A 19,827-nucleotide genomic window follows, 5' to 3' on the forward strand; every position below is an offset into this window, starting at 1 on the left:
GTGGCCAGTCTTGTCCAGGTGGACACGGCCACCTCTGAGCTTCTGGAAAAGCAACAAAGCCATGCACACTATCATGGGGCTGCTACTCCTGCTGATTGTGCTTTTTGCGATTGGAATGTTCCTGTTGTCTCACCTGAACCTGGGCTACTCCCAGCAGGCGATGTATGAGTTACGCCGTGATCAGATCCGGGATGTGTTTTTCACGGGGCTGGCCCGTATTGATGCCCATCAAATTGCTCTGGAGCGCCAAGTGGCGACGCTCGCGACGATCGGCGAAACATTCTACCGGTTATCGCGGGAACAGCGGGGTTCGCCCAAAGCCCAGCGTCAGTTTCAGGACCAGCTCGAAAAAACACTGCGAAGCCGTCTTGAAAGCGAGGTCGGGGTCTCCGGTGCGGGTCTCTGGTATCAGCCGGGCATTGTAGCGCCAACCGGTGAACGCTACGCTCCCTACCTGGTTAAGGACGGGGTTGGTGGCGCCAGAATGCAATCGCAATCAACCGATTTTAGGCAAACCCGATGGTTTGAGCTGACCTTGGGAATGGACGACGCCCGCAATTCCTCGTCGGGCGTGTCTGTCTACTGGTCACCGGTTTACTTTGACATGGCAACGGAGCGCGCTGTTCTCACTCTTTCCCAGCCGATGGTCAGCACTGGGGGTGAGCTGATTGGCGTGGCGACCATCGACTGGGCTTCGGATCAGGTTGTTGACCTGGTCAGCCGTATGGAAGTCACTCAAAACAGCTTTGCTTTTCTCAATGACCGCAACAACCGAAACCTGTCCAGTCTCAATCAAAGCGAAGATCCGGTGCTGGAGCAGAAGCTTATCGATGCGATTCTGGCAGCAAACCTTTCCGGAAATGAGCCGGACGTGCGATCAGCATCCGGAGAGAGCCAAGCCTCTGAATCGCGCCTGCAGACTCGGAAGCTTGAAGTTGATGGTCGGCTCTATGAGCTGTATTACGCGACGACCCCAGCGGGGATGGTCTATGGTGCTGGCGTTCCAAAGGATGAGATCGACCGGGTGCTTGAGCCCATGCGCAATACTAATTACCGGATACTGCTGGTTACTGGCTCGATTTTTTTGATATTGAGCCTTTACCTGTTTTATCGGATCACGCAGCTCATGCGCGAATTGCAGGCCTCCTACACAGACGACCTGACGGGCTTGCCCAATCGTGTGCGTCTTTTGCGAGACCTAAAGGACCGCCAGCACGCCTGCCTAATCTTACTGAATCTGGATCGTTTCAAGGAAATCAACAGCCTGTTTGGAAATGACTGCGGCGATGCGGTCCTTTTGGCGATGCGCAAGCAGGTGCGCTCGTTTATCCGCACCCATTCTCACCCCTTTGGGCTCGCTCCAGGACTTTATCGTTTGTCAGGTGATGAATTTGCACTTCTTGGGCCCGCTGTTGCCGAGTCCCGGGTGCGTGCTTTTACCAGTGAATTGATCGAATTTCTCTGTGCGCAAGTGGTGACCTGGCAGCAGCAGGCGTTAACTCTGGATTCGAGTGCAGGTATTGCTTTTCAGAAGGAGAGTGCGGGGGACGCCGGACCCGACCGTTTGCTCAACCAGGCAACCATTGCTGTTTTGCAGGCCCGGAACCAGATGCGCCGGTACCTGTTTTACGATCAAAGCCAGGAAGTTGAAAAAGGCTATGAGAAAAATCTCTATTGGGCGCGGCGCTTGAAAAAGGCGATTGAGACTGACGCATTGCGTCCGCACTTCCAGCCGATTCATGACAACCGCCAGGGCACGCATACCAAGTACGAGTGTCTGGTGAGGATGGAGGATGCCGAGCATGGCGTAATCGCCGCCGGGCAGTTCATTGGTGTGGCCAATAAACTCCGGCTGAATCGGCAGATCACCCGGATCATGGTGGAAAAGTCTTTCGCCGTTTTTGCCACGCAGCCCCACGAGTTTTCCATCAATTTGTCCTATATGGACATTATTGACGCGGAAACTCTAGCTCTGATTCTTGAGCATCTTCAGGCGAGTAATGTCGGCGAGCGGGTCATCTTCGAGATTCTCGAATCCGATGGCATCGGAAATTACGTCGACGTCCTGAATTTTATTGAGAAAGTGAAATCCTTCGGGTGCCGGATCGCCATTGATGACTTTGGCACCGGGTATTCCAATTTTTCTCATCTGCTCAAGCTGAACGTGGATTTCATCAAGATAGACGGTAGCCTGATTCGTTACTTGGCGCAGGACCACACGGCGTTTCTTGTGACAAAGGGGATTGTGCAATTCGCCCGGAGCATGGGCATCAAAACAGTGGCAGAGTTCGTGCACAGTGAAGCGGTGCAGGAACGTGTATTGGAGCTGGGCATTGATTTCTCGCAGGGAGAGTATTTCGGTATGCCTGCACCGGAGTTGTTAAGTCAAAAGGGGCAAAGGGTGCTAGCCAAATAAACGAGGCGGATTTTCCCGCCCCGGCTTTCTGGCTATCTGAGTGGTGTTGTTTCCCGTGCTCGTCCAATTCGGATTATTCAGGCGAAGTCGTACTCGCCGCCTTTCTCAAGGGCCGTCTGGTAAGCAGGCCGGGCATGTACTCGCTCCACCCAGGCGGTGATGTTTGGTCGATTCTTACCAACGATCCCCCGCGCCACTGAGGCTTCCAGCGGAAAGCTCATCTGAATATCCGCCGCACTCAGGTTATCGCCGAGGAACCAGGTGTTCTTCGCCAGATGGGCTTCAACAAAATCCAGGTGGGTATTGATCATCGGGCCGATGAAGATCTCGTTGGTTTTGTCGGAAATGCCTTTGGCCACGGGCTTGATGAAGAACGGCATCGGGCTGGTTTTGACCTTTTCGAACACCAGGCGCATCACCAGCGGCGGCATCAGTGAGCCTTCGGCGTAGTGCAGCCAGTAGGTGTAATCCAGCCACGCTTGGCCGCCGGCCTCCGGCAGCATGGTGTCTTTGCCGTAGGTGTGGGCCAGGTATTCGATGATGGCGCCTGATTCCGCCACCACCAGATCGCCGTCGGTGATCACCGGGGACTTGCCCAGCGGGTGAACCTTCTTGAGGCTAGCCGGCGCCAGCATGGTCTTGGGATCACGCTCGTAACGCTTGATCTCGTAGGGCACGCCCAGCTCTTCCAGCATCCAGATGATGCGCTGTGAGCGGGAATTGTTCAGGTGGTGCACTGTAATCATGTAGAAACTCCGTTCGTTAGATTAAACCCGATCTGATCATGTCAAAGGTGTCCAGAATCCGTGCCACATACTGGTCTTTCGGGCGAAAACTGCTCTGGGTGCTCAGTGAGACATCCCGCTCAAGGTGGTCCAGCAGCTTGTGCAGGCGCCGGCGATGTAGGCCGATTGCCGCTTGAACTGGGTCGGAAATCACGCCAGACAACGCCGCAAACGCCGCAAGGGCCGCCATGACTGCCACCATCACGCTGACGGTGGTGGCCAGCGAGGGCTCCGGTGGAAATACGCTGTAGTACCAGCTACCGATCGTTTCGCCCAGGATAAAGTCCCGGGCGGCCATGGTCTTGGCCAGCATGGACGCAAGAACCACCCCGAGTCCAATGCCGCCCGGCGTAAATTTCTGGAACGCGAATGCACCCAGCACGGTGCAGGAAATGCTGTTGGTGATATCGGCAGACGCCGTTCGGGTAACCCGGTACTGGCTGAGTGCGTCGGCGACCAGTGGCTCGACGAGTTTGATAAAGCGCTGGTGATCGACCGGCTCCGAGCTATGGCGGGCGTAAACCTCCTCCAGAGCCTCAATCAGGTAGCTCTCCAGCAGGTTACCCTCAGGCAGGTTCTTCCCATGGCCGTTATTGAGCAGCTCGTCCTGAATCAGATTGGAGATGTGCTCCTGCACCCGGGTGGTAAAACCGGCGGGCACACGATCGGACAAACTATGCAGCCACCCCAGGCCGGCGCGATTGCGAACCAGAATTTTCACCAGGCAGGCCAGGGCGTATACCGGTGCCCATAGCAGATTGATCGGCGCTCGCAACATGTCCCAACCCAGCGCCATCCGGTTAGTGGCGATGGCGCCTGGGTAGTGAAAATGACGGTCGATAAACGACGGTACCCGCGCCCGGCAGTCGGCGAAATAGCGTTCGATGCCTGAGCGGATGGCCTGCTCTATCTCAGCTTCGGAGATGGAATGTTCGGTCGATGTGTCATCGGACATAGTGGCAGGGTGTCTACAGATAAATAAATGGTCCGTGCATGTCGCTGTATGGGCGCAAACCGGGACAGATGTATTCAGGGTGGTCACTGTATCAGGAATTTTCTGCGGTCAGGCAGCTCAGTGACAAGTCCTTCTCCAGCCGATAGGTGTCGAAATCCCGTGCCAGAAAAAGCTGGCCCTGGTAGTGCTGTCGGGCTTCGGCGGCCAGTTGATTGATGTTGGGTGTGCCATGGGGCCCGGACTGGTAACGGGAGCTGAAATGAGTCAGCACCAGATTGGGCAGCTGGGCCTGTTGGGCGAAGCGGGCCACCTGTTCGGCAGAGCTGTGCTGTGGCCATGGGCCAACCCGCTCGGATACTTCCTGGGTGTAGGTGGCCTCGTGAATCAGCAGGTGGCTGCCAATACTGGCGTCGGCCAACAGGGTAGGGTCGTCGTTGTCGCCGGCGACGATCACCCGGCGAGCCACCCGGGGAATCTGGGTGTAATCGTCACTCCTTAGCAGGCGGCCATCGGGCAATGTTACATCGTGGCCTTTCTGCAGCTCACCCCAACTGGGCCCGGGCCCAACATCATAATCCTGAAGCTTGTCCTGCAGCAGTTGTCGCTCCAGATTCCGCTCCGTAAACACATAGGCCCGGCATGGCACCCGATGGGACAGCGCTACGCTGGTTACCCCAGCGTGGTCATCCTGCCAGTAGAAATCCGGCGCTTCGGAATCGATGAAGTTCAGGGGGTAGCTCAGGCTGGAGTCGCTGTTGTCGAGCGTGGTGGTGATGAAGCGATGAGTCTGAACCGGTGCGATGATGTCCATCGGTTCGGTGCGGCCCAGCATGGAGGCACTGGAAAGTAGCCCCGGCAGGCCAAAGGTGTGGTCGCCGTGGATGTGCGTAATGAAGATCGCCCGCAGTTGCATTACCGAGTGGTGAGCGCGCAGCAGTTGGTGCTGGGTGCCTTCGCCACAGTCCACCAGGTACCAGGGTTTATGCCCGGAAGGCGACAGCGCCAGGGCGGTGACGTTGCGTGCTCGGGTTGGTGTGCCGGCGGAGGTGCCGAGAAAAGTAAACTCCATTGCTCCTTCCAGTTCCTGCTGTTGTTCGTCGTCAACCGTTGGTGATTGAACCTGCCCCGATTTTCCGTTAAATCTGGTGCTTAGTATACTTTGATTACCTTCACCTCTAGCCATAACTCAAACCCATAGTACAGGAGCCCGACAATGGCGGAAGCATCACTCAAGGAACAACTGGGCAGTGCGGTAAAAGACGCGATGCGCAGCAAGGACAAGATCCGGCTTACCACTCTGCGTATGGCTCAAGCTGCGATTAAACAGATCGAAATTGATGAGCGTCGGGAATTGAGTGACGACGACGTTCTGAAGGTGCTGGACAAGATGCTCAAGCAGCGCCGCGATGCCGCCAGCCAGTACGATGACGCTGGCCGCCCGGAGTTGGCGGACAAAGAGCGGGCAGAAATGGTGATCATCGAGGAATTCATGCCCGCTGCGCTGTCCGAGGACGACCTGGACAGCCTGATCCGTTCAGCCATCAGTGCTACTGACGCCCAGGGTATGCAGGACATGGGCAAAGTCATGAATGAGCTGCGCCCGCAGGTACTGGGGCGGGTTGAGATGGGCCATCTGAGCAAGAAAGTGCGAGCAGCGCTGGCGGGCTGATGAGTGCCCCGGGCTGCGGTGCCTTGAATTGTGTGTGCAGTGCACTCAGCTATCAAAGACAGTCATGACAAATAGCGAGTCAGGAGAGCCGTTATGCATGTGTTCATAGCAGGAGCCAACGGGCAAATCGGACAACACCTGTTGCAGGAAATGGCCAACAGCAATCATGAAGCACGTGCGCTGATCCGGCACCCGGACCAGGGGCCGGATTTGCAGCAGCTGGGCGCCACGGAAACCGTGGTGGGCGATCTTGAACACGACTGCAGCGAGGCCATGAGAGGCTGCGACGCGGTTATTTTTACTGCAGGCTCCGGCCCTCACACCGGGCCGGATAAAACCATTGATGTGGATCAGGACGGCGCTATCCGGCTGGTGGATACCGCCAGGGCCATGGGCATCAAACGGTTCATCATGGTGAGCAGTATGCGTGCGGAGGAGCCGGAAAAAGGGCCGGAAAAACTCAAGCACTACCTTTGGGCCAAGCACAACGCCGATGAACACCTGAAGAACAGCGGCCTGAATTACACCATTGTGCGGCCGGGCCGGCTCATCGATAACGACGGCTCCGGCAATGTTGCGCTAAGTGCCAGGCTGGAGGAGTTTGGTGAGATCCCGCGCCAGGATGTTGCCCGCGTGCTGCTGGCGGTGCTGGACTCAGACAACACCGCCGACACTGTGTTCGATGTGGTATCGGGCGATACGCCGGTGGCCGAGGCAGTGGCCAAACTGTAATAGCGCCCCCACGTTACCTGGCCCAGCTCCAACTTCGGGCAGGGCCAGGGGACAATCATTCGTTCGGTACTACCAACTGAGCCTTATACTTCCGAAGAGGGCATCGCCCAAGCGCGTATCCAGGGTACCTTCCTCGAAATCCCGATACCGGACACGGGTGTCGATACTCGCACCAATTCCCAGGGTCACCGCTGGCCAGCGTTCATCACCTGGACGGATTCGGTAGGTCAGCTCGGTTCGCCACTCGCGCAGGTAGAGCGTGCTTTTGGTTGCCTGCGCTTTATCCAGGGTGGCCCAGCGATCCCCCATGCGCTCCACTCGAAATTCCCACCGATTACCGGGGCCTTGCCATCGCAACCGTACCGGTAGATTCATCAGCCAGTGGCCCCTGGTGTTCTTGTGCTCCCAGCGAATTCGGGGAAGCCAGCGGAACGAGCCAAAACGATGATCGCCCCCGACGCCCAGGCTTAGGCGAGAGCCCTCGTTCAAGGCCCGGAATGCCGCCACGCGGCCATTCAGCACTTCTCTATGAAAGGCTTGGTCCTTGAACATATTGGAGGTGCCGGCGAGGCCAGCCCGTGCCTCTACACGGTAAGACCCATGATGCCAGTCACCTCCGAAGGTCGCCCGATGCAGGTGGCCATTGTGCGCAGGGTCACCGGTGCGGATGCGCAGGGCCTGGTAATCGTAATCAAGGCCAAACGAGCCGGCGGGGGCTCGGCGACGCCAGCCCAATCCCCGCTGAACGCGAGACACGTCGTCTGCCGCCGGCGTATCGCCTTGCCAGTCGTAGGATTGCCACTGGCGATAAAGCAGGTAGGCGTGATCTGAGGCGTAGCTGGCGCGAGGCAGGACCAGGGCGGCTGTCAGAAGAACCACCAGAGGAAGAAAGCACGGTGTCGGCGGACCTGTGAATTGCATGGTATTTGCCCTACGCTTGTAGCCATAATGTTGTCAGCCCAAGCGGTGTTCAGACGCCTATGTCCGATAAAGAGCTTCGCACTAAATCCGATAAACAGTCTATCGAACAGTTTATTCATCAGGTCCAGAAACTGCCCAAGGATGGCGGTGTTAAGGGGCGACTGATCTTCGCATTGGACGCCACTGCCAGCCGGGAGGCAACCTGGGATGAGGCCTGTCACCTGCAGAGCGAGCTGTTTCTTGCAGCTCAGGATTTGGGCGGCCTGGCCATTCAGCTGTGTTACTACCGCGGTTTTCGTGAGTTCAAGGCGACCGGGTTTGTCACTGAAACCGGCCAGCTGCTGGGCCTGATGAACGGCGTGTCCTGCCTGGGTGGCCGCACCCAGATCAGCCGAGTACTGGCTCACGCCGTGAACGAAACCCGCACCCAGCCTGTGAAAGCCGTGGTGTTTATCGGCGATTGCTGCGAGGAACCGGTGGACGAGCTCTGCCATACCGCCGGTGAACTGGGCATGCTGCGCACCCCAGTGTTCATGTTCCATGAGGGCGACGATGCCCATGCCCGGGTGGTGTTCCAGCAGGTGAGCAAGCTCTCTGGCGGCGCTTACGCCCCCTTTGATCGCAACAGCCCGCAGATGTTGAAGGATCTTATGGCCGCTGTGGCGGTCTATGCGTCCGGGGGAGCCAAGGCGTTAGAGGATTTTTCCAGCCGCAGTTCTCCAGAAGTGAAGCGCCTGACTAAGCAAATCAGATAAGGTAGATAGCAGACAATGGTGGGCCAATTAGCCCGGAGTTCCGAGTGCAGATAACGCTACTTTTTCTCGTGATGTCGTTGTTTGCGGCTTTGTGGTTGCGCAGCCTGCCGCGGAAACAACGTGGGCCGGCTGCCATCAGATTGTCGTTAATCGTGGGTGTCGCGATTGTCGTGCTGCTGGCTGTGACTGGCCGTTTGCATGCCCTTTTTGTCTTGGCGGCTTTTCTGTATCCGTTGTTGCGCCGGGTGCTTCCAGCACTATTGATGGGTCGCATGGCGGGAGCGGGCATGGGCGGCGCCAAGGCTAGGCCCGGCAACCAGTCCCATGTTTCCAGTGAAGTCCTCGAAATGAGTCTGGACCACGATTCCGGAACCATGGACGGCACCATCCTGAAGGGCCCCATGGCCGGTCGGGCTCTGTCGGACCTGGGCGAGACTGAGTTCCTTGAGCTGTTACGCTATTGCCGGACGCAGGATGAGGATTCGGCCAGGCTCTTGGAAACCTACCTTGATCGCCGGTTTGGGGACTCCTGGCGTGCGGATGATCAGGCTGATTCTGAAAGCGGAGAATCTGCTGAAGGCGGCAATGGTGGCAATGCCAGCGGCCCGCTGACCGAGAGTGAAGCACTGGATATCCTGGGCCTGGAACCTGGTGCCAGCCGGGAAGAGATCATCCAGGCGCACCGCCGGATGATGCAAAAAGTGCATCCGGATCACGGTGGCAGCAACTATCTGGCCGCGCGAATCAATGAAGCAAAAGAGTGTTTGCTGGGTTGATTACTTTAGGTTGCCCCCAGCTTCCACCCGGCTCAAAAACGCGCCGATGTTTTCGAACGCCTCTTCCGCTTCTGGCAACAGCGGGGTAAACAGGTGCCAGACATGCACCATGTCCGGCCAGGTTTTCAGTTCCACCGGCGAAGCAGCAGCCCGCGCTTTCTCAACATAGCGCTGGGCGTTTTCCAGCAGCAGTTCCGATTCGCTGGCGTGGATCAGCGTAGGCGGCAGCCCGTGTAGCCTTCCCCGCAGGGGCGATGCCATCGGGCTTGTGGGCAGTAACCGCATGCCCAGCACGGTTCCCCACCACAGCAGAGGCATGGGTATCCGGGCCATTTTTTTCACGGTCGGCCCCAGCATGACATCGGATTCCAGGTTGGCGCGGCTGCCCAGAGAGGTCAGCATCAGTTCGGTGGACGGTGACAGGGCAATCGCGGCGGTCGGTGCTTGCAGGCCCTGATCCCGTATCCAGGCGATCAGGCCCAGGGTGTGGCTGCCACCGGCAGAGTCGCCGGCAATCACCAGGAAATCGGCTGCAGTTGTTCCGTCCGGGCCGTTGTCCAGTAGCCAGCGATAGGCCCGCTGGCAATCGATGATGCCGTCCAGGTAGCGGTTTTCCGGCATCAGCCGGTAATCGATCGCGAATACGCAGGCCTGAGTGAGCCGCGACAACCGGTCGGTAATGGCGCGATGGCTTTTGGGGCTGCCAGCGATCCAGGAGCCACCGTGAATGTAGAGAATGCGGCGCTCGGGTTTTGCCCCGGGCGCGATAACCCACTCACCTCTGGGTGAACCACTGGCCGGTGATCGGATGTCCGAGGCCAGTTCCAGGTCATCGCTCATGCTGTCCATGTACGTCCGCAATGCTTTGACTCGGGCAAACCCATGCAGACCGTCAGCGGCTGCGTGCATGCCCTGAACTATTTCCAGAACCTTTTGGCGAGCGGCATCGTGTTGCTGGGGAGAAGGTGGCTCAGCTTGATCCCTTGTGCTTCGCTTCCGGCGAACGAAAAACACCACGGCAGTGATCAGCGCGACCATGAACAGGCCAAACCACATCATTGCGAACCAGGCCATTCCGAATATCATAGTCAGTCCTTAAGCGGCACCATCCCGAAAATGGGTTACTTTGCCATACTAATTCAGTTGCTCAGTATCTCAACAATGCAATATTCAGGACTGTCTGGATTTCGATGCGTGGCATCTGCAAAATACGCTTTTTTGTTAACAGTTTTGCCAGAATCGCTGAGTGGCGGGACCGATTTTATCAGTAGGGATTTAGGACATTGGATCATAGAGGATTGCTTGCCGCCTGGAGCGACGATAAGGGCTTCGGCTTCATAACCCCAGCCATAGGCGGCGAGCGCGTATTCGCCCACATCAGCGCCTATGCCGGGCGTGGCCGGCCATCGGCAAACCGGGAAGTGAAGTACTCGCTCACGGAAGATCCACAAGGCCGAATACGGGCTGGGCAGTTTAAGTACACAGGTATTGGGCAACTCGGTGCGAGAGTCGCGCCTGGATTCTGGTTGGCGCTAATAGTTGCGGTTGGAGTGATTGGCGGGTTGGGTAGTGCTCATGCGTTCGGTTACATGCCGATGATTGTGCCGGCGGCTTACGCGGCAATGAGTCTGCTCGCATTGATCATGTACGCGATCGACAAAGCGGCTGCGGTGAAAGGCAGACGGCGGGTGCCGGAGAGTCGTCTGCACTTGTTTGAATTGCTCTGTGGTTGGCCCGGGGCCTTGATCGGCCAGCAGCTTTTTCACCACAAAACCCGTAAGAGGTCGCTTCAGCTCGGCTTCTGGCTATGTGTCATTCTGAACGTTGGTGTGCTCGGCTGGCTACTGCTTTGCCCACAGGCGACGCTTGTTCGGGGAGTGCTCGGAATCGAGCCTCTGGAATTGGGTTGGTGGTGACTTCCCTGTTCACCAACCCGCCTATGAGCCCTAGTCTTTTGCAAACAGCTGACCCATGTCTTTGAAGGCTTTGAACTCAAGCGCATTGCCGCAGGGGTCGAACAGGAACATGGTCGCCTGTTCGCCCACCTGTCCCTGAAACCGCACATAGGGCTCGATCACGAACTCCGTGCCCCTGGCCTTCAATCGCTCGGCCAGTGCCTCCCACTTGTCCCAGTCCAGCACCACGCCAAAATGCGGCACCGGTACGTCGTGCCCGTCCACGGAATTGCTGTGGGCGTTCTCCTGGGACGCGGTTTTCGGGTGTTCGTGGATGACCAGCTGGTGGCCGTAGAAGTTGAAGTCTACCCAATGGTCGCTGGAGCGCCCTTCTTCAAGGCCAAACACCTCGCCGTAAAAGGTCCGGGCGGCCGCCAGGTCGTACACGGGAATTGCCAGATGGAACGGTGACAGGCTCATGGATAACTCCTTCAGACCTAGTTGTTTAGACCCAGTTACCTGGCGCTGGTAACGTATTTCAGCACTTCAACCACTTGCTCAGGTGTTTGCGCCCAGGCCATGGCCGCAGCGTCGACTTCCTTGAGCGGGTGGATGATGTCGTCGTTGTGCAGGGTGACATAGGGCGTGCCCATGGCCGCGCAGTAGCCTGCATCAAAGGCGGCATTCCATTGCTTGTACTTGTCGCCAAAACGAATGATGGCCAGGTCGCATTGCTCCAGCATGGTCTTGGTGCGAATGCTGTTCACCTTTGAGGACTGGTGGTCGCGCCAGAAGGGCACGTCTGGCTTGCCCAGGACATCACCGGCGGCATCGCTGGCCTCGTGATTGGTAACCGGGGCGGTGAATTCCACCGGCAGTCCAGCGGCTTCTGCGCCGGCCTGAATCTGCTCGCGCCAGTCGGTGTGGATTTCGCCGGAAAGATAAACGGTCCAGATCATGGAGGTTTCCTCAGTTGGTGTCGGAACGGGTCGGTCTACGACCATGGAAAAGCGGAGCCCTATCATACGTGAGCCGAAGACCGGATGCCCATTTCTGGCTTTAACCTCCACCTAACGCCTATCAGAAGGTGCTAGCGGCCGTGAGTAGGCTGTCGTTGCTCCTGATCGGCGACAAAAAGGGCAAGCTGATGGTGATGTTCTGAGCGGATGTGGGCTTCTGTTGGGATAAAACTGAGCTCGCGGTTGGCGTTCCGCGAGCTCAGCTCTGGTTGGGGTCCTGAGCTCTAACGCGCATCGATGCCAGCCTGAGTGCGGATTGACTGGTTGAAATCGGGCTGCGATGTCCGACTTTGGCCTTTAACCTGGACAGGCAGCTGAAACACATGGTGGGCTCTTGATCCGAAGGGATCGACGGCCGAATCGATGTATTCATAGCTTTCTGGAACCGCCCTGCCGGGCAGCGCGACCCGAAAATTCCGGGTAATAGCTTTGCGCGACGTATAGGGCGATTGCTCTACCCATAAATAAACACCTTTTGCACCGACAAGGTATTCACAGAATACGGCGCGGAAATCGGGCATCAACTTGATCGCAGTGGGCTCCTGGCCGTAGTGGATAAGGTACTTGTCGATGGTTTTCATTGGCATTGCCTCCTGTCAGTGTCCTAGACATGGTTACTTCATGGCGAGGCAAAGAAAACCGGTTTTTTTGGGGTTTATGCTCCATTTTTTTCGATGATCTCGGGCCCGTGCCTTTAGCGAGCCCGAGATCATCAGTCGCGAATGCTGTATCAATTGCTTTGCTTCAGCCCCATCTCCCAGAAGTCGATCTCAAGCCGGGTGGCGTCACTGAAGATACGGGTGAGTTGTTGGAACCGGGTGTCGGAGACATCGGCCAGCCGCTCATCCAACCAGTGAATCTCCGCCTGCATGGCGTCTTGGAATTCCTCGCTCTCGTACATGGCAATCCAGGCGTCATAGGGATTGCTGTCGCCCCGGACGGTGTTGGCGCGGCTGTTTAACCAGTTGGCAATTTCGCCATAGCCCACCATGCAAGGTGACAGTGCCACATGCAGATCCAGCAGATCCCCCCGGTTGCCGGTGTCGAGCACATACCGTGTGTAGGCGAGGGTGGCCCGAGCTTCTGGCAGGTTGGCCAGCTCTTCCTCAGAAATGCCCCATTCCTGGCAGTAGCTGATGTGCAGGTCCAGCTCTACGTCCACGATGGCCTGCAGTCCGTCTTTGGCCTGTTTCAGATCCGACAGAGTCGGGCTTTTGTAGGCGGCCAGGGCATAGGCCCGAGCGAACTGGATCAGGAAAAGGTAATCCTGTTTCAGATAATGCTGAAACGCCTCCGGGGCCAGCGCGGCATCACCAAGCTGCTGAACGAAGTCGTGTTCGATGTAGTCACGCCACTCGGCCTGGCAACTCTTTTTAAGATCTTCAAACTGGTACGGCATTGGGTCTCCAAAATATGGGACTGGGGCGTGTCAGTAGCACGAATTGGGTGATGAGTCCGGGTTGATGTCGCCGGCCACTTCTTCCGGATCGATGCCGTGGCTGATCAGAACTTCCCGCACAAAGTTAACCTGGGCCAGGATTCTTTCGGCATCGTCGCCGTACTCAAACCGGTTGATCTCTACCGGTTGCGGCATGAAGGTGAAGGCGGTTTTCAGTGCAGTGAGGGTGTCTTTGTCGGCCATTGGGGATACTCCTTGCCATGCTGTTTATGTGGCTGCATGGAAGGAGTATACCCAAGCCTGTGGTCTGGTTCAGGGCTTCAGTGAGCGACCTTGCTCTCAGCCGTTGCCCGTTTGCGTGGTGCCGCGGATTTGCGTGGGGTGGCGCGGCGCTTTTGTCTGACCGGGGTCGGGGGAGCTGGCTCGTTCCGCACGTAGGCCCCGGGTGCTGGCTCGATAACCGGTAGTGCGCCGTCCTCGACCGTCCGGGCTGGCACTTCGCCACCACCAAACTGTTCAGCCCAGGCGACCCAGTCCGGCCACCAGGAGCCTTCGCACTGTTTGGCGCCCCGCAACCAGACTTCTGGATCCGGATCATTGTCTTCGTTAAGGCGGTAGCCGTACTTTTTCCGCTCAGGCGGGTTGATGATGCCCGCAATGTGTCCGGAGCCGCCGAGCACAAACCGCACCGGGCCGCCCAGATTGAGTGAACCCTTGTAACAAGACGTCCAGGGGGCGATGTGGTCCTCAACGGCCGAGGCAAAGTAGGTTGGGATTTTCACCTTGCCCAGATCAACCGGGGTACCGGCCAATTCAATCGCACCGGGCTCCCGCATACGGTTGTGCAGGTACATGTTGCGCAGGTAGAAACTGTGCATGGCTGCCGGCATTCGGGTGGCATCTGCATTCCAGTACAACAGGTCAAACGGCGCACTATCACGGCCCATGAGGTAGTTGTTGACGAAGAATGACCAGATCAGGCTGTTGGCCCGCAGCATGTTGAAGGCGGTCGCCATCGAAGCGCCATCAAGATAGCCCTGCTTGTCCATGACCTTCTCGAGTTTGTTGATAGCGTCTTCATCAATGAACACTTCCAGGTCGCCCACGTCTGAGAAGTCCATCAGGCAGTTCAGGAAGGTGGCGCTCTTGACCCGGTCGTCGCCACGGGCGGCCATCCAGGCCAGGGTGCAGCCGAGCAGGGTGCCGCCGATGCAATAGCCGACCGCATTCAGCTCACGCTCGCCAGTGGTTTCTTCAATGGCGTTCATGGCGGCGATGGGACCTTCGAGCATGTAGTCTTCGAAGCTCTTGTGGGCCAGTTCCGGGCCGGGATTCACCCAGGACACCACAAACACCGTGTGGCCCTGTTCTACCCAGTAGCGGATGAAGGATTTTTTCTCGCCCAAATCGAGGATGTAGTACTTGTTGATCCACGGCGGAATCACCAGCAGCGGCCGGCGGTGCACGGTGTTGGTGGTTGGCTTGTATTGAATCAGCTGCATCAGCTCGTTCTGGAAAATCACATCGCCCGGCGTGTTGGCCAGGTTCTCTCCCACAGTGAAGGCGTCTGGGTCCGACATCCGGAACGGCATGGGGCCTGAGCCCTCATCCAGATCCCGCAGCAGGTTGGCCAGGCCTCGTAACAGGTTCCTGCCCCGGGTGCGGATGGTTGCCCGTAGCACCTCCGGGTTGCTCAGGATGAAGTTGGTTGGGGCCAGGGCGTCGGTCATCTGACCGGTAAAAAATCGCAGCTTGCGCCGGGTGTGGTCGTCGAGGCCTCGCACGTCATCAAGAGTATCCATAATCCAGCGAGTGGACAGCAGGTACGCCTGTTTGATGACGCTGTACGCCAAGACCTCATCCCAGGCCTGGTCGCGGAAACGTCCGTCGTCCGGATCCGGCTCCATCACGCTCAGCGGCTTGTTGCCAATTTGGCTGGCCAGCAGGCCGGACCAGAACTCGGTGGAGTCCTTGAGCAGCCGCATCTGGGCAAAGAGTAGCGTGTCGGGCTGGGTGGCCAGCCGGCCAGTGAGGGATAAAAAGGGTTTGGCCATGCTCTTGATGCTGGCCGGATTGGGCTTGCCGCCACGCAATCGCTGCAGGATCGAGCGTGTCAGCAGGCGACTGCCGTGCTTGCCGGCCCTGACCAGTGACCGGCGCACAACGTTGGGTTCGAATTCTGACGGCGATGGTGACTTGATCGGTTTATCTGCCATGGTTCCGCTCTTAACCTCGCTCTGTTACATGTACACGCCGCCGTTCACATTGATCTGCTGGCCGGTGATGTAGTCTCCTTCCGCTGCCAGGAAAACCACCGCGCGGGCGATTTCCTCGGGTTTGCCAAAGCGGCCCATGGGCACTCGCGAAATGATATGTTGGCGAATGTTCTCGGGCACCTGGGCCAGCATTTCGGTTTCAGTGAAGCCCGGAGCAATGGCGTTAACGGTGATGTTGTACTTGGCCATTTCCAGCGCCAGGGTCTTGGTGAACGCGATGATGCCGCCCTTGCTGGCAGCGTAGTTGGCCTGGCCGAAGTTGCCGGCCTGGCCGACGAAGGAAGTGATGTTGATGATGCGACCATACTCCTGGTCCATCATGATTTTTAGAACTTCAGAGCAGGTGGCGTAGACACTCCCCAGGTTGGTGTCCAGGACGTCGTTCCAATCCTCGTCGGTGAGTTTCTTCATGGACTTGTCTTTGGTGATGCCGGCGTTGTTCACCAGGATATCGATGCGCCCCCATTTCTCATGGACTTGGCGTATCAGGTTCCGTGCCTCAGGCATCTGGGAAAGGTCGGCTTGGAAGGCCAGAGCCTGCACGCCGGTCGCCTCAATTTCCTTGACGACTTCATCGGCGTCGGACTGACGTGAACGGTAGTTGATGGCGACGTCGGCGCCGCGCTGGGCTAGCTGAAGTGCAATGTGCCGACCAATGCCACGAGAGGCACCGGTGACGATGGCAACCTTGCCTTTGAGGTCTTGCATGAGGCGCTCCTTGCGATCTTCTTGTTGGCTGGCTTGAGGGTTTTTGAATATTCAAAATCCCTCATTTCAAGCTAGCAGAGCGCCCATAAAGCGACAAGAAAACAGCGCAAGGAGAATGCTATGGAGAGTGTTATGGAGAGCTCCAAAGCGAGTGCCAACGAGAGCACTCAGGCGCTGCGGATGAAGCCCTTTAACTTTGGCGCAATTTCCTCGCGCCAGCGGCTGCCATTGAATACCCCATAATGGCCGGCATCCGGCTGCAGGTGATGCAGACGCCGGGAGTCCGGCACGTTGACGCACAGATCATGGGCGGCCCGGGTTTGGCCGGGGCTGGAAATGTCGTCCTTCTCACCTTCGATGGTCATCAGCGCGGTATCATGGATGGCAGCCGGATTTACCAGACGACCTCGGTGTCTGAAGCAACCGCGGGCCAGGTGAAATTCCTGGAAGACACGCTGGATAGTGTCCAGGTAGTAGGTCGCCGGCAGATCCATTACCGCCAGGTATTCGTCGTAGAATTCGCGGTGGCGATCGACCTTTTCTGCTTGGTCGTCGCGAATCGATCGGTACAGGCCGCGGTAGGCATCCACGTGGCGATCGAAATTCATGTTCACAAACCCGGTCAGTTGCAGGAACCCCGGATAAACCTGACGCATGACGCCAGGGTAGGGTGCGGGTACCGGGTGTACCAGGTTGCGTTTAAACCAGGCCAGGTTGTGCTCGGTGGCCAGTTTGCAGGGGGCAGTGGGATCAATACGTCCGTCGATCGGGCCACTCATCAGGGCCAGCGAGCGGGGTGTCGACGGGTGGTTGTCCTCGGCCATGATGGCGGTGGCGGCGAGTACCGGTACGACTGGCTGGCAAACCGCCAGTACGTGAGTATCCGGCCCCAGGTGGTCAATGAAATCAATGACGTAGTCGATGTAATCGTCGAGGCCAAAATCGCCTGCGGACAACGGTACCTTACAGGCATCGCGCCAGTCGGTGATGTACACGTCGTGATCGGGCAGCATGGCTTCTACGGTGCCGCGCAGTAATGAGGCAAAGTGCCCGGACAGCGGTGCAACAATCAGTAGTTTCGGGTCATCGGGCCGGTCCACGTTACGCTCAAAATGCTTCAGCTGCGCGAACGATTTGCGTTTGACGATGGCCTCACTGACTTCAACCTGTTGACCATCGCAGATAGTGGATGGCAAATCGAACGCTGGCTTGGGGTAGCGGCGGGTAAGGTCGTTGAACACCTCGTAGGCCGAGGCAATACTCCGAGCGCCTGGCAGCCGGGAAAAGGGGCTGAGCCGGTGTTGCAGCAAGGTACTCTGGGTGGCGCTCATCATGCGCATCGGCATTAACGCTGCGCGGCTCATTTCGTGGGCAAAGTACATCATGGTCTTGTCCTGCTTGAGTTCTGGATTGCGGTATCTTCGAGCCGATCCCTTGCCTCATGCACCACCTGACGATCTATTCCGGGTGTTACCGGCAAACACCAGACTATCATACTTTGGTCGCTGTCCCTTTGGTAAGCTCTTGGCATCATCCAAGAGGTCTCTCCATGTTTCAAATTCACGTTGAACGCACGCTCGCCAAGGATGTCGATGCTGTCTTCGAGTCTATTTCCGACCATGCGCGCTACGAGCGGTTTCCCGGTGTTGATAGGTCAGTACTGGTGGAAGAGGGGGCTCAGGAGAAAAACGGCGTCGGCGCGCTGCGGGTTATCGGCGCGGGGCCGCTGGAGCTGACTGAGCGCATAACCCGGTTCGAACGGCCAACGCTGATGCACTACCGCATTGAGAAATCGAGCCCGTTTTCCGTTGAGCACACCCGGGGGGAGATCCAGTTGACACAGGAAGACGAGCGCACTCGTGTCACCTGGATTTCTGAAGGGCGGGTAAGAGTGCCTATAGTGGGTAAGATGTTCGATCGAATGGCCGCGCGCAGTTTTACCAGGGCATTCAACTCAGTGTTGAAGGCGGTAGAACGGCTTTGACGAGAGTAGCACAGGGCAATTTCACAGTTGTTTTAGTTTCGTTGTCTTGCGAGCGAATGCAGACCGATATAATGCCGCTAATGGTTTCAGTTCCTGTTTTGGAAACTTGACGAGATTCATGATCTGAACTTCCAAAAGGCGATAACATCTCGTTTCCTAAAAATGTGTTAAAGGATTAACTTCCAGTGACGATGTATCGAAAGTTTGCCGCAGTTGGCCTGAGTGCCGCTTTGTTTTCTGGCTGTGCTGGTCACCAGACTATCAGTTCGAATGACCTGAATGGCATCAAAAAAGTATATTTGATTACCGACTCTGCGCAGGTGAAGCTGGACTACCAGGGACCTTCCGTAAGCTGGGGAATGGTGATTGGTGGTGCTATTGGCGGGCTGATAGCGAGTCAGGACACTGTGAAGGAAACGGATGCCATTGGAGCTTTTCTGGAACAGGAAAATATCCAACTGGTGGCGCATGTACGTGCCAAGCTGATAGAGGATCTGCAGGACGGTACTACCCGACTGCAGCTCGTCGACAACTACGAAGACAGCGACGCTAGATTATTTCTCGACGTAGTCACCGTCACGTTCCATACCTCCAATCCGCTGACTACCAGTGTCGAGCCTTTAATCGTCGTAGAGGGATCTCTGGTGCCGAACGGGGGTAGGGCAATCTGGGAGGGTGAGAATAAGACCACGCTCTATAGCATCGACACAGATAAAGGGCGTAGCCTGCCCGAATGGTTTGTGGAGCCGGACGTGGCGCGCAAAGCCCTTCTGCAAACTGCCGATATTGCGGTAGAAGGGCTAATGGCCGACTACGCGAGCGCATTGGGAAATTAAGTTCTGCCAGTAAGGAGTAAAGGCTGGAGCAGTGAGGCGCCCAGCCTTCGGTTCCTTTGGAATTAATCCTCAATCACTTCGCGCTCGAAGCGGCCGAGCACCATCACAATGATGAGTGCCAGCAAGGTCACCATGCCCGCCAGGGCCAATGTGCCAATACCGCAGGCCACGCCGATGGCACCTGCGATCCAAATGGAAGCGCCCGTGGTGATGCCCTGAACATTGCCGCGGCTCTGGATAATGCAGCCAGCGCCAAGAAAGCCGATACCGCCAATGATGCCCTGTACGATGCGAGTGGGGTCGATACGGGCGGATGGGTCGCCTTCAGCTGTGGCAAGCAGGATGTGCATGCCCATGATGATGAACGTGGCAGCGCCCAACGACACCAGCATGTGAGAGCGCAGCCCCGCCGGTTTGCCCCGCAGTTCCCGCTCAAGTCCCAGCAACAGGGCTAAACCGGCCGCCGCCAGAAGCCGGATGGCCATTTCCATAAAAGGAATTTCGCTCTCAAACACTGGCTGCCTCCTGTTTCCTTGCGATGGTGTCCAGGTGCGCGCGTCGCCCGCCGTCCTGGGATCATGAACCAGTGGAGGAGAGTAGCACCTCAAAGACGCGAAGGCTCTGCCCGGTGCCCCCTTGATACCCGGTGCTCAAGAGGCAGCACTATGAAATTGCGCGCTATAATTAAGGGGTAACAACCC

At 57.4% G+C, this 19,827-nt stretch carries 22 protein-coding genes; 8 read left to right on the forward strand and 14 right to left on the reverse strand.

The annotated features are described in order from the left end of the window. Positions 1-115 precede the first annotated feature (115 nt). Positions 116-2,416, forward strand: a complete 2,301-nt coding sequence (locus tag FCS96_RS04405) for a bifunctional diguanylate cyclase/phosphodiesterase (RefSeq protein ID WP_228264012.1) — start codon at positions 116-118, stop codon at positions 2,414-2,416. 77 nt (positions 2,417-2,493) lie between these two features. Here the strand turns inward: FCS96_RS04405 and FCS96_RS04410 are convergent, their stop codons facing one another. From FCS96_RS04410 to FCS96_RS04420, 3 genes are all read right to left on the reverse strand, one after another. Continuing rightward, entirely contained in the window at positions 2,494-3,162 is a 669-nt protein-coding gene (locus FCS96_RS04410; protein WP_138439000.1) for a glutathione S-transferase family protein, read from the reverse strand. Positions 3,163-3,178: 16 nt separating this feature from the next. Continuing rightward, on the reverse strand, positions 3,179-4,156 hold the full coding sequence (locus tag FCS96_RS04415) for a DUF6635 family protein (protein ID WP_138439001.1): 978 nt from the start codon (positions 4,154-4,156) through the stop codon (positions 3,179-3,181). 91 nt (positions 4,157-4,247) lie between these two features. Further along, positions 4,248-5,225 (reverse strand): ribonuclease Z, encoded by a 978-nt coding sequence (locus tag FCS96_RS04420; RefSeq protein ID WP_138439002.1) that lies wholly within the window; start codon positions 5,223-5,225, stop codon positions 4,248-4,250. Between the two features lie 144 nt (positions 5,226-5,369). Between FCS96_RS04420 and FCS96_RS04425 the strand changes: the two genes are divergently transcribed. Both FCS96_RS04425 and FCS96_RS04430 read left to right on the forward strand, forming a co-directional pair. Next, positions 5,370-5,825, forward strand: a complete 456-nt coding sequence (locus tag FCS96_RS04425; RefSeq protein WP_138439003.1) for a GatB/YqeY domain-containing protein — start codon at positions 5,370-5,372, stop codon at positions 5,823-5,825. A gap of 93 nt (positions 5,826-5,918) precedes the next feature. Further along, positions 5,919-6,557 carry an SDR family oxidoreductase gene (locus FCS96_RS04430; protein ID WP_138439004.1) on the forward strand — a complete coding sequence of 213 codons (639 nt, stop codon included), beginning with the start codon at positions 5,919-5,921 and terminating at the stop codon, positions 6,555-6,557. Positions 6,558-6,626: 69 nt separating this feature from the next. Here the strand turns inward: FCS96_RS04430 and FCS96_RS04435 are convergent, their stop codons facing one another. Next, positions 6,627-7,478 (reverse strand): hypothetical protein, encoded by an 852-nt coding sequence (locus FCS96_RS04435; protein ID WP_138439005.1) that lies wholly within the window; start codon positions 7,476-7,478, stop codon positions 6,627-6,629. Between the two features lie 59 nt (positions 7,479-7,537). Between FCS96_RS04435 and FCS96_RS04440 the strand changes: the two genes are divergently transcribed. Both FCS96_RS04440 and FCS96_RS04445 read left to right on the forward strand, forming a co-directional pair. Beyond that, entirely contained in the window at positions 7,538-8,233 is a 696-nt protein-coding gene (locus FCS96_RS04440) for a VWA domain-containing protein (RefSeq protein ID WP_138439006.1), read from the forward strand. Between the two features lie 44 nt (positions 8,234-8,277). Beyond that, entirely contained in the window at positions 8,278-9,009 is a 732-nt protein-coding gene (locus FCS96_RS04445; RefSeq protein WP_138439007.1) for a DnaJ domain-containing protein, read from the forward strand. On the opposite strand, the gene FCS96_RS04450 is transcribed toward FCS96_RS04445, so the two are convergent. Next, positions 9,010-10,083, reverse strand: a complete 1,074-nt coding sequence (locus FCS96_RS04450; RefSeq protein ID WP_228264013.1) for an alpha/beta hydrolase — start codon at positions 10,081-10,083, stop codon at positions 9,010-9,012. A gap of 209 nt (positions 10,084-10,292) precedes the next feature. Here FCS96_RS04450 and FCS96_RS04455 point away from each other — a divergent pair, with 209 nt between their 5' ends. Next, a complete protein-coding gene (locus tag FCS96_RS04455) occupies positions 10,293-10,925 on the forward strand; it encodes a DUF1294 domain-containing protein (protein WP_138439009.1) in 633 nt (210 codons plus the stop codon). A gap of 30 nt (positions 10,926-10,955) precedes the next feature. Here the strand turns inward: FCS96_RS04455 and FCS96_RS04460 are convergent, their stop codons facing one another. The 8 genes from FCS96_RS04460 to FCS96_RS04495 form a co-directional block, all read right to left on the reverse strand. After that, positions 10,956-11,384: a VOC family protein gene (locus FCS96_RS04460; protein ID WP_041339497.1), complete on the reverse strand. Its 429-nt coding sequence runs from the start codon at positions 11,382-11,384 to the stop codon at positions 10,956-10,958. Positions 11,385-11,419: 35 nt separating this feature from the next. Next, positions 11,420-11,863: a YtoQ family protein gene (locus tag FCS96_RS04465; RefSeq protein ID WP_138439010.1), complete on the reverse strand. Its 444-nt coding sequence runs from the start codon at positions 11,861-11,863 to the stop codon at positions 11,420-11,422. 284 nt (positions 11,864-12,147) lie between these two features. After that, on the reverse strand, positions 12,148-12,504 hold the full coding sequence (locus FCS96_RS04470; protein ID WP_138439011.1) for a DUF7352 domain-containing protein: 357 nt from the start codon (positions 12,502-12,504) through the stop codon (positions 12,148-12,150). A gap of 149 nt (positions 12,505-12,653) precedes the next feature. After that, positions 12,654-13,322: a thiaminase II gene (gene tenA, locus FCS96_RS04475; RefSeq protein WP_138439012.1), complete on the reverse strand. Its 669-nt coding sequence runs from the start codon at positions 13,320-13,322 to the stop codon at positions 12,654-12,656. Positions 13,323-13,352: 30 nt separating this feature from the next. Continuing rightward, positions 13,353-13,565 (reverse strand): penicillin-binding protein, encoded by a 213-nt coding sequence (locus FCS96_RS04480; RefSeq protein ID WP_138439013.1) that lies wholly within the window; start codon positions 13,563-13,565, stop codon positions 13,353-13,355. Between the two features lie 77 nt (positions 13,566-13,642). Then, positions 13,643-15,538, reverse strand: a complete 1,896-nt coding sequence (locus tag FCS96_RS04485; protein WP_138439014.1) for a PHA/PHB synthase family protein — start codon at positions 15,536-15,538, stop codon at positions 13,643-13,645. 24 nt (positions 15,539-15,562) lie between these two features. Continuing rightward, positions 15,563-16,306 (reverse strand): 3-oxoacyl-[acyl-carrier-protein] reductase, encoded by a 744-nt coding sequence (gene fabG, locus FCS96_RS04490; protein WP_138439015.1) that lies wholly within the window; start codon positions 16,304-16,306, stop codon positions 15,563-15,565. 167 nt (positions 16,307-16,473) lie between these two features. After that, the gene (locus FCS96_RS04495) at positions 16,474-17,691 is read right to left on the reverse strand and encodes a polyhydroxyalkanoate depolymerase (RefSeq protein WP_138439016.1); all 1,218 of its coding nucleotides are present in this window, start codon (positions 17,689-17,691) and stop codon (positions 16,474-16,476) included. Between the two features lie 164 nt (positions 17,692-17,855). Here FCS96_RS04495 and FCS96_RS04500 point away from each other — a divergent pair, with 164 nt between their 5' ends. Further along, on the forward strand, positions 17,856-18,290 hold the full coding sequence (locus FCS96_RS04500) for an SRPBCC family protein (RefSeq protein WP_138439017.1): 435 nt from the start codon (positions 17,856-17,858) through the stop codon (positions 18,288-18,290). Positions 18,291-18,475: 185 nt separating this feature from the next. Continuing rightward, complete coding sequence (locus tag FCS96_RS04505) at positions 18,476-19,126, forward strand: hypothetical protein (RefSeq protein ID WP_138439018.1); 651 nt, start codon at positions 18,476-18,478, stop codon at positions 19,124-19,126. Between the two features lie 62 nt (positions 19,127-19,188). Here the strand turns inward: FCS96_RS04505 and FCS96_RS04510 are convergent, their stop codons facing one another. Then, complete coding sequence (locus tag FCS96_RS04510) at positions 19,189-19,641, reverse strand: MgtC/SapB family protein (protein WP_138439019.1); 453 nt, start codon at positions 19,639-19,641, stop codon at positions 19,189-19,191. Positions 19,642-19,827: the final 186 nt, after the last annotated feature.

This window comes from Marinobacter alexandrii (assembly GCF_005871205.1).
Classification (GTDB): Bacteria; Pseudomonadota; Gammaproteobacteria; order Pseudomonadales; family Oleiphilaceae; genus Marinobacter; species Marinobacter alexandrii.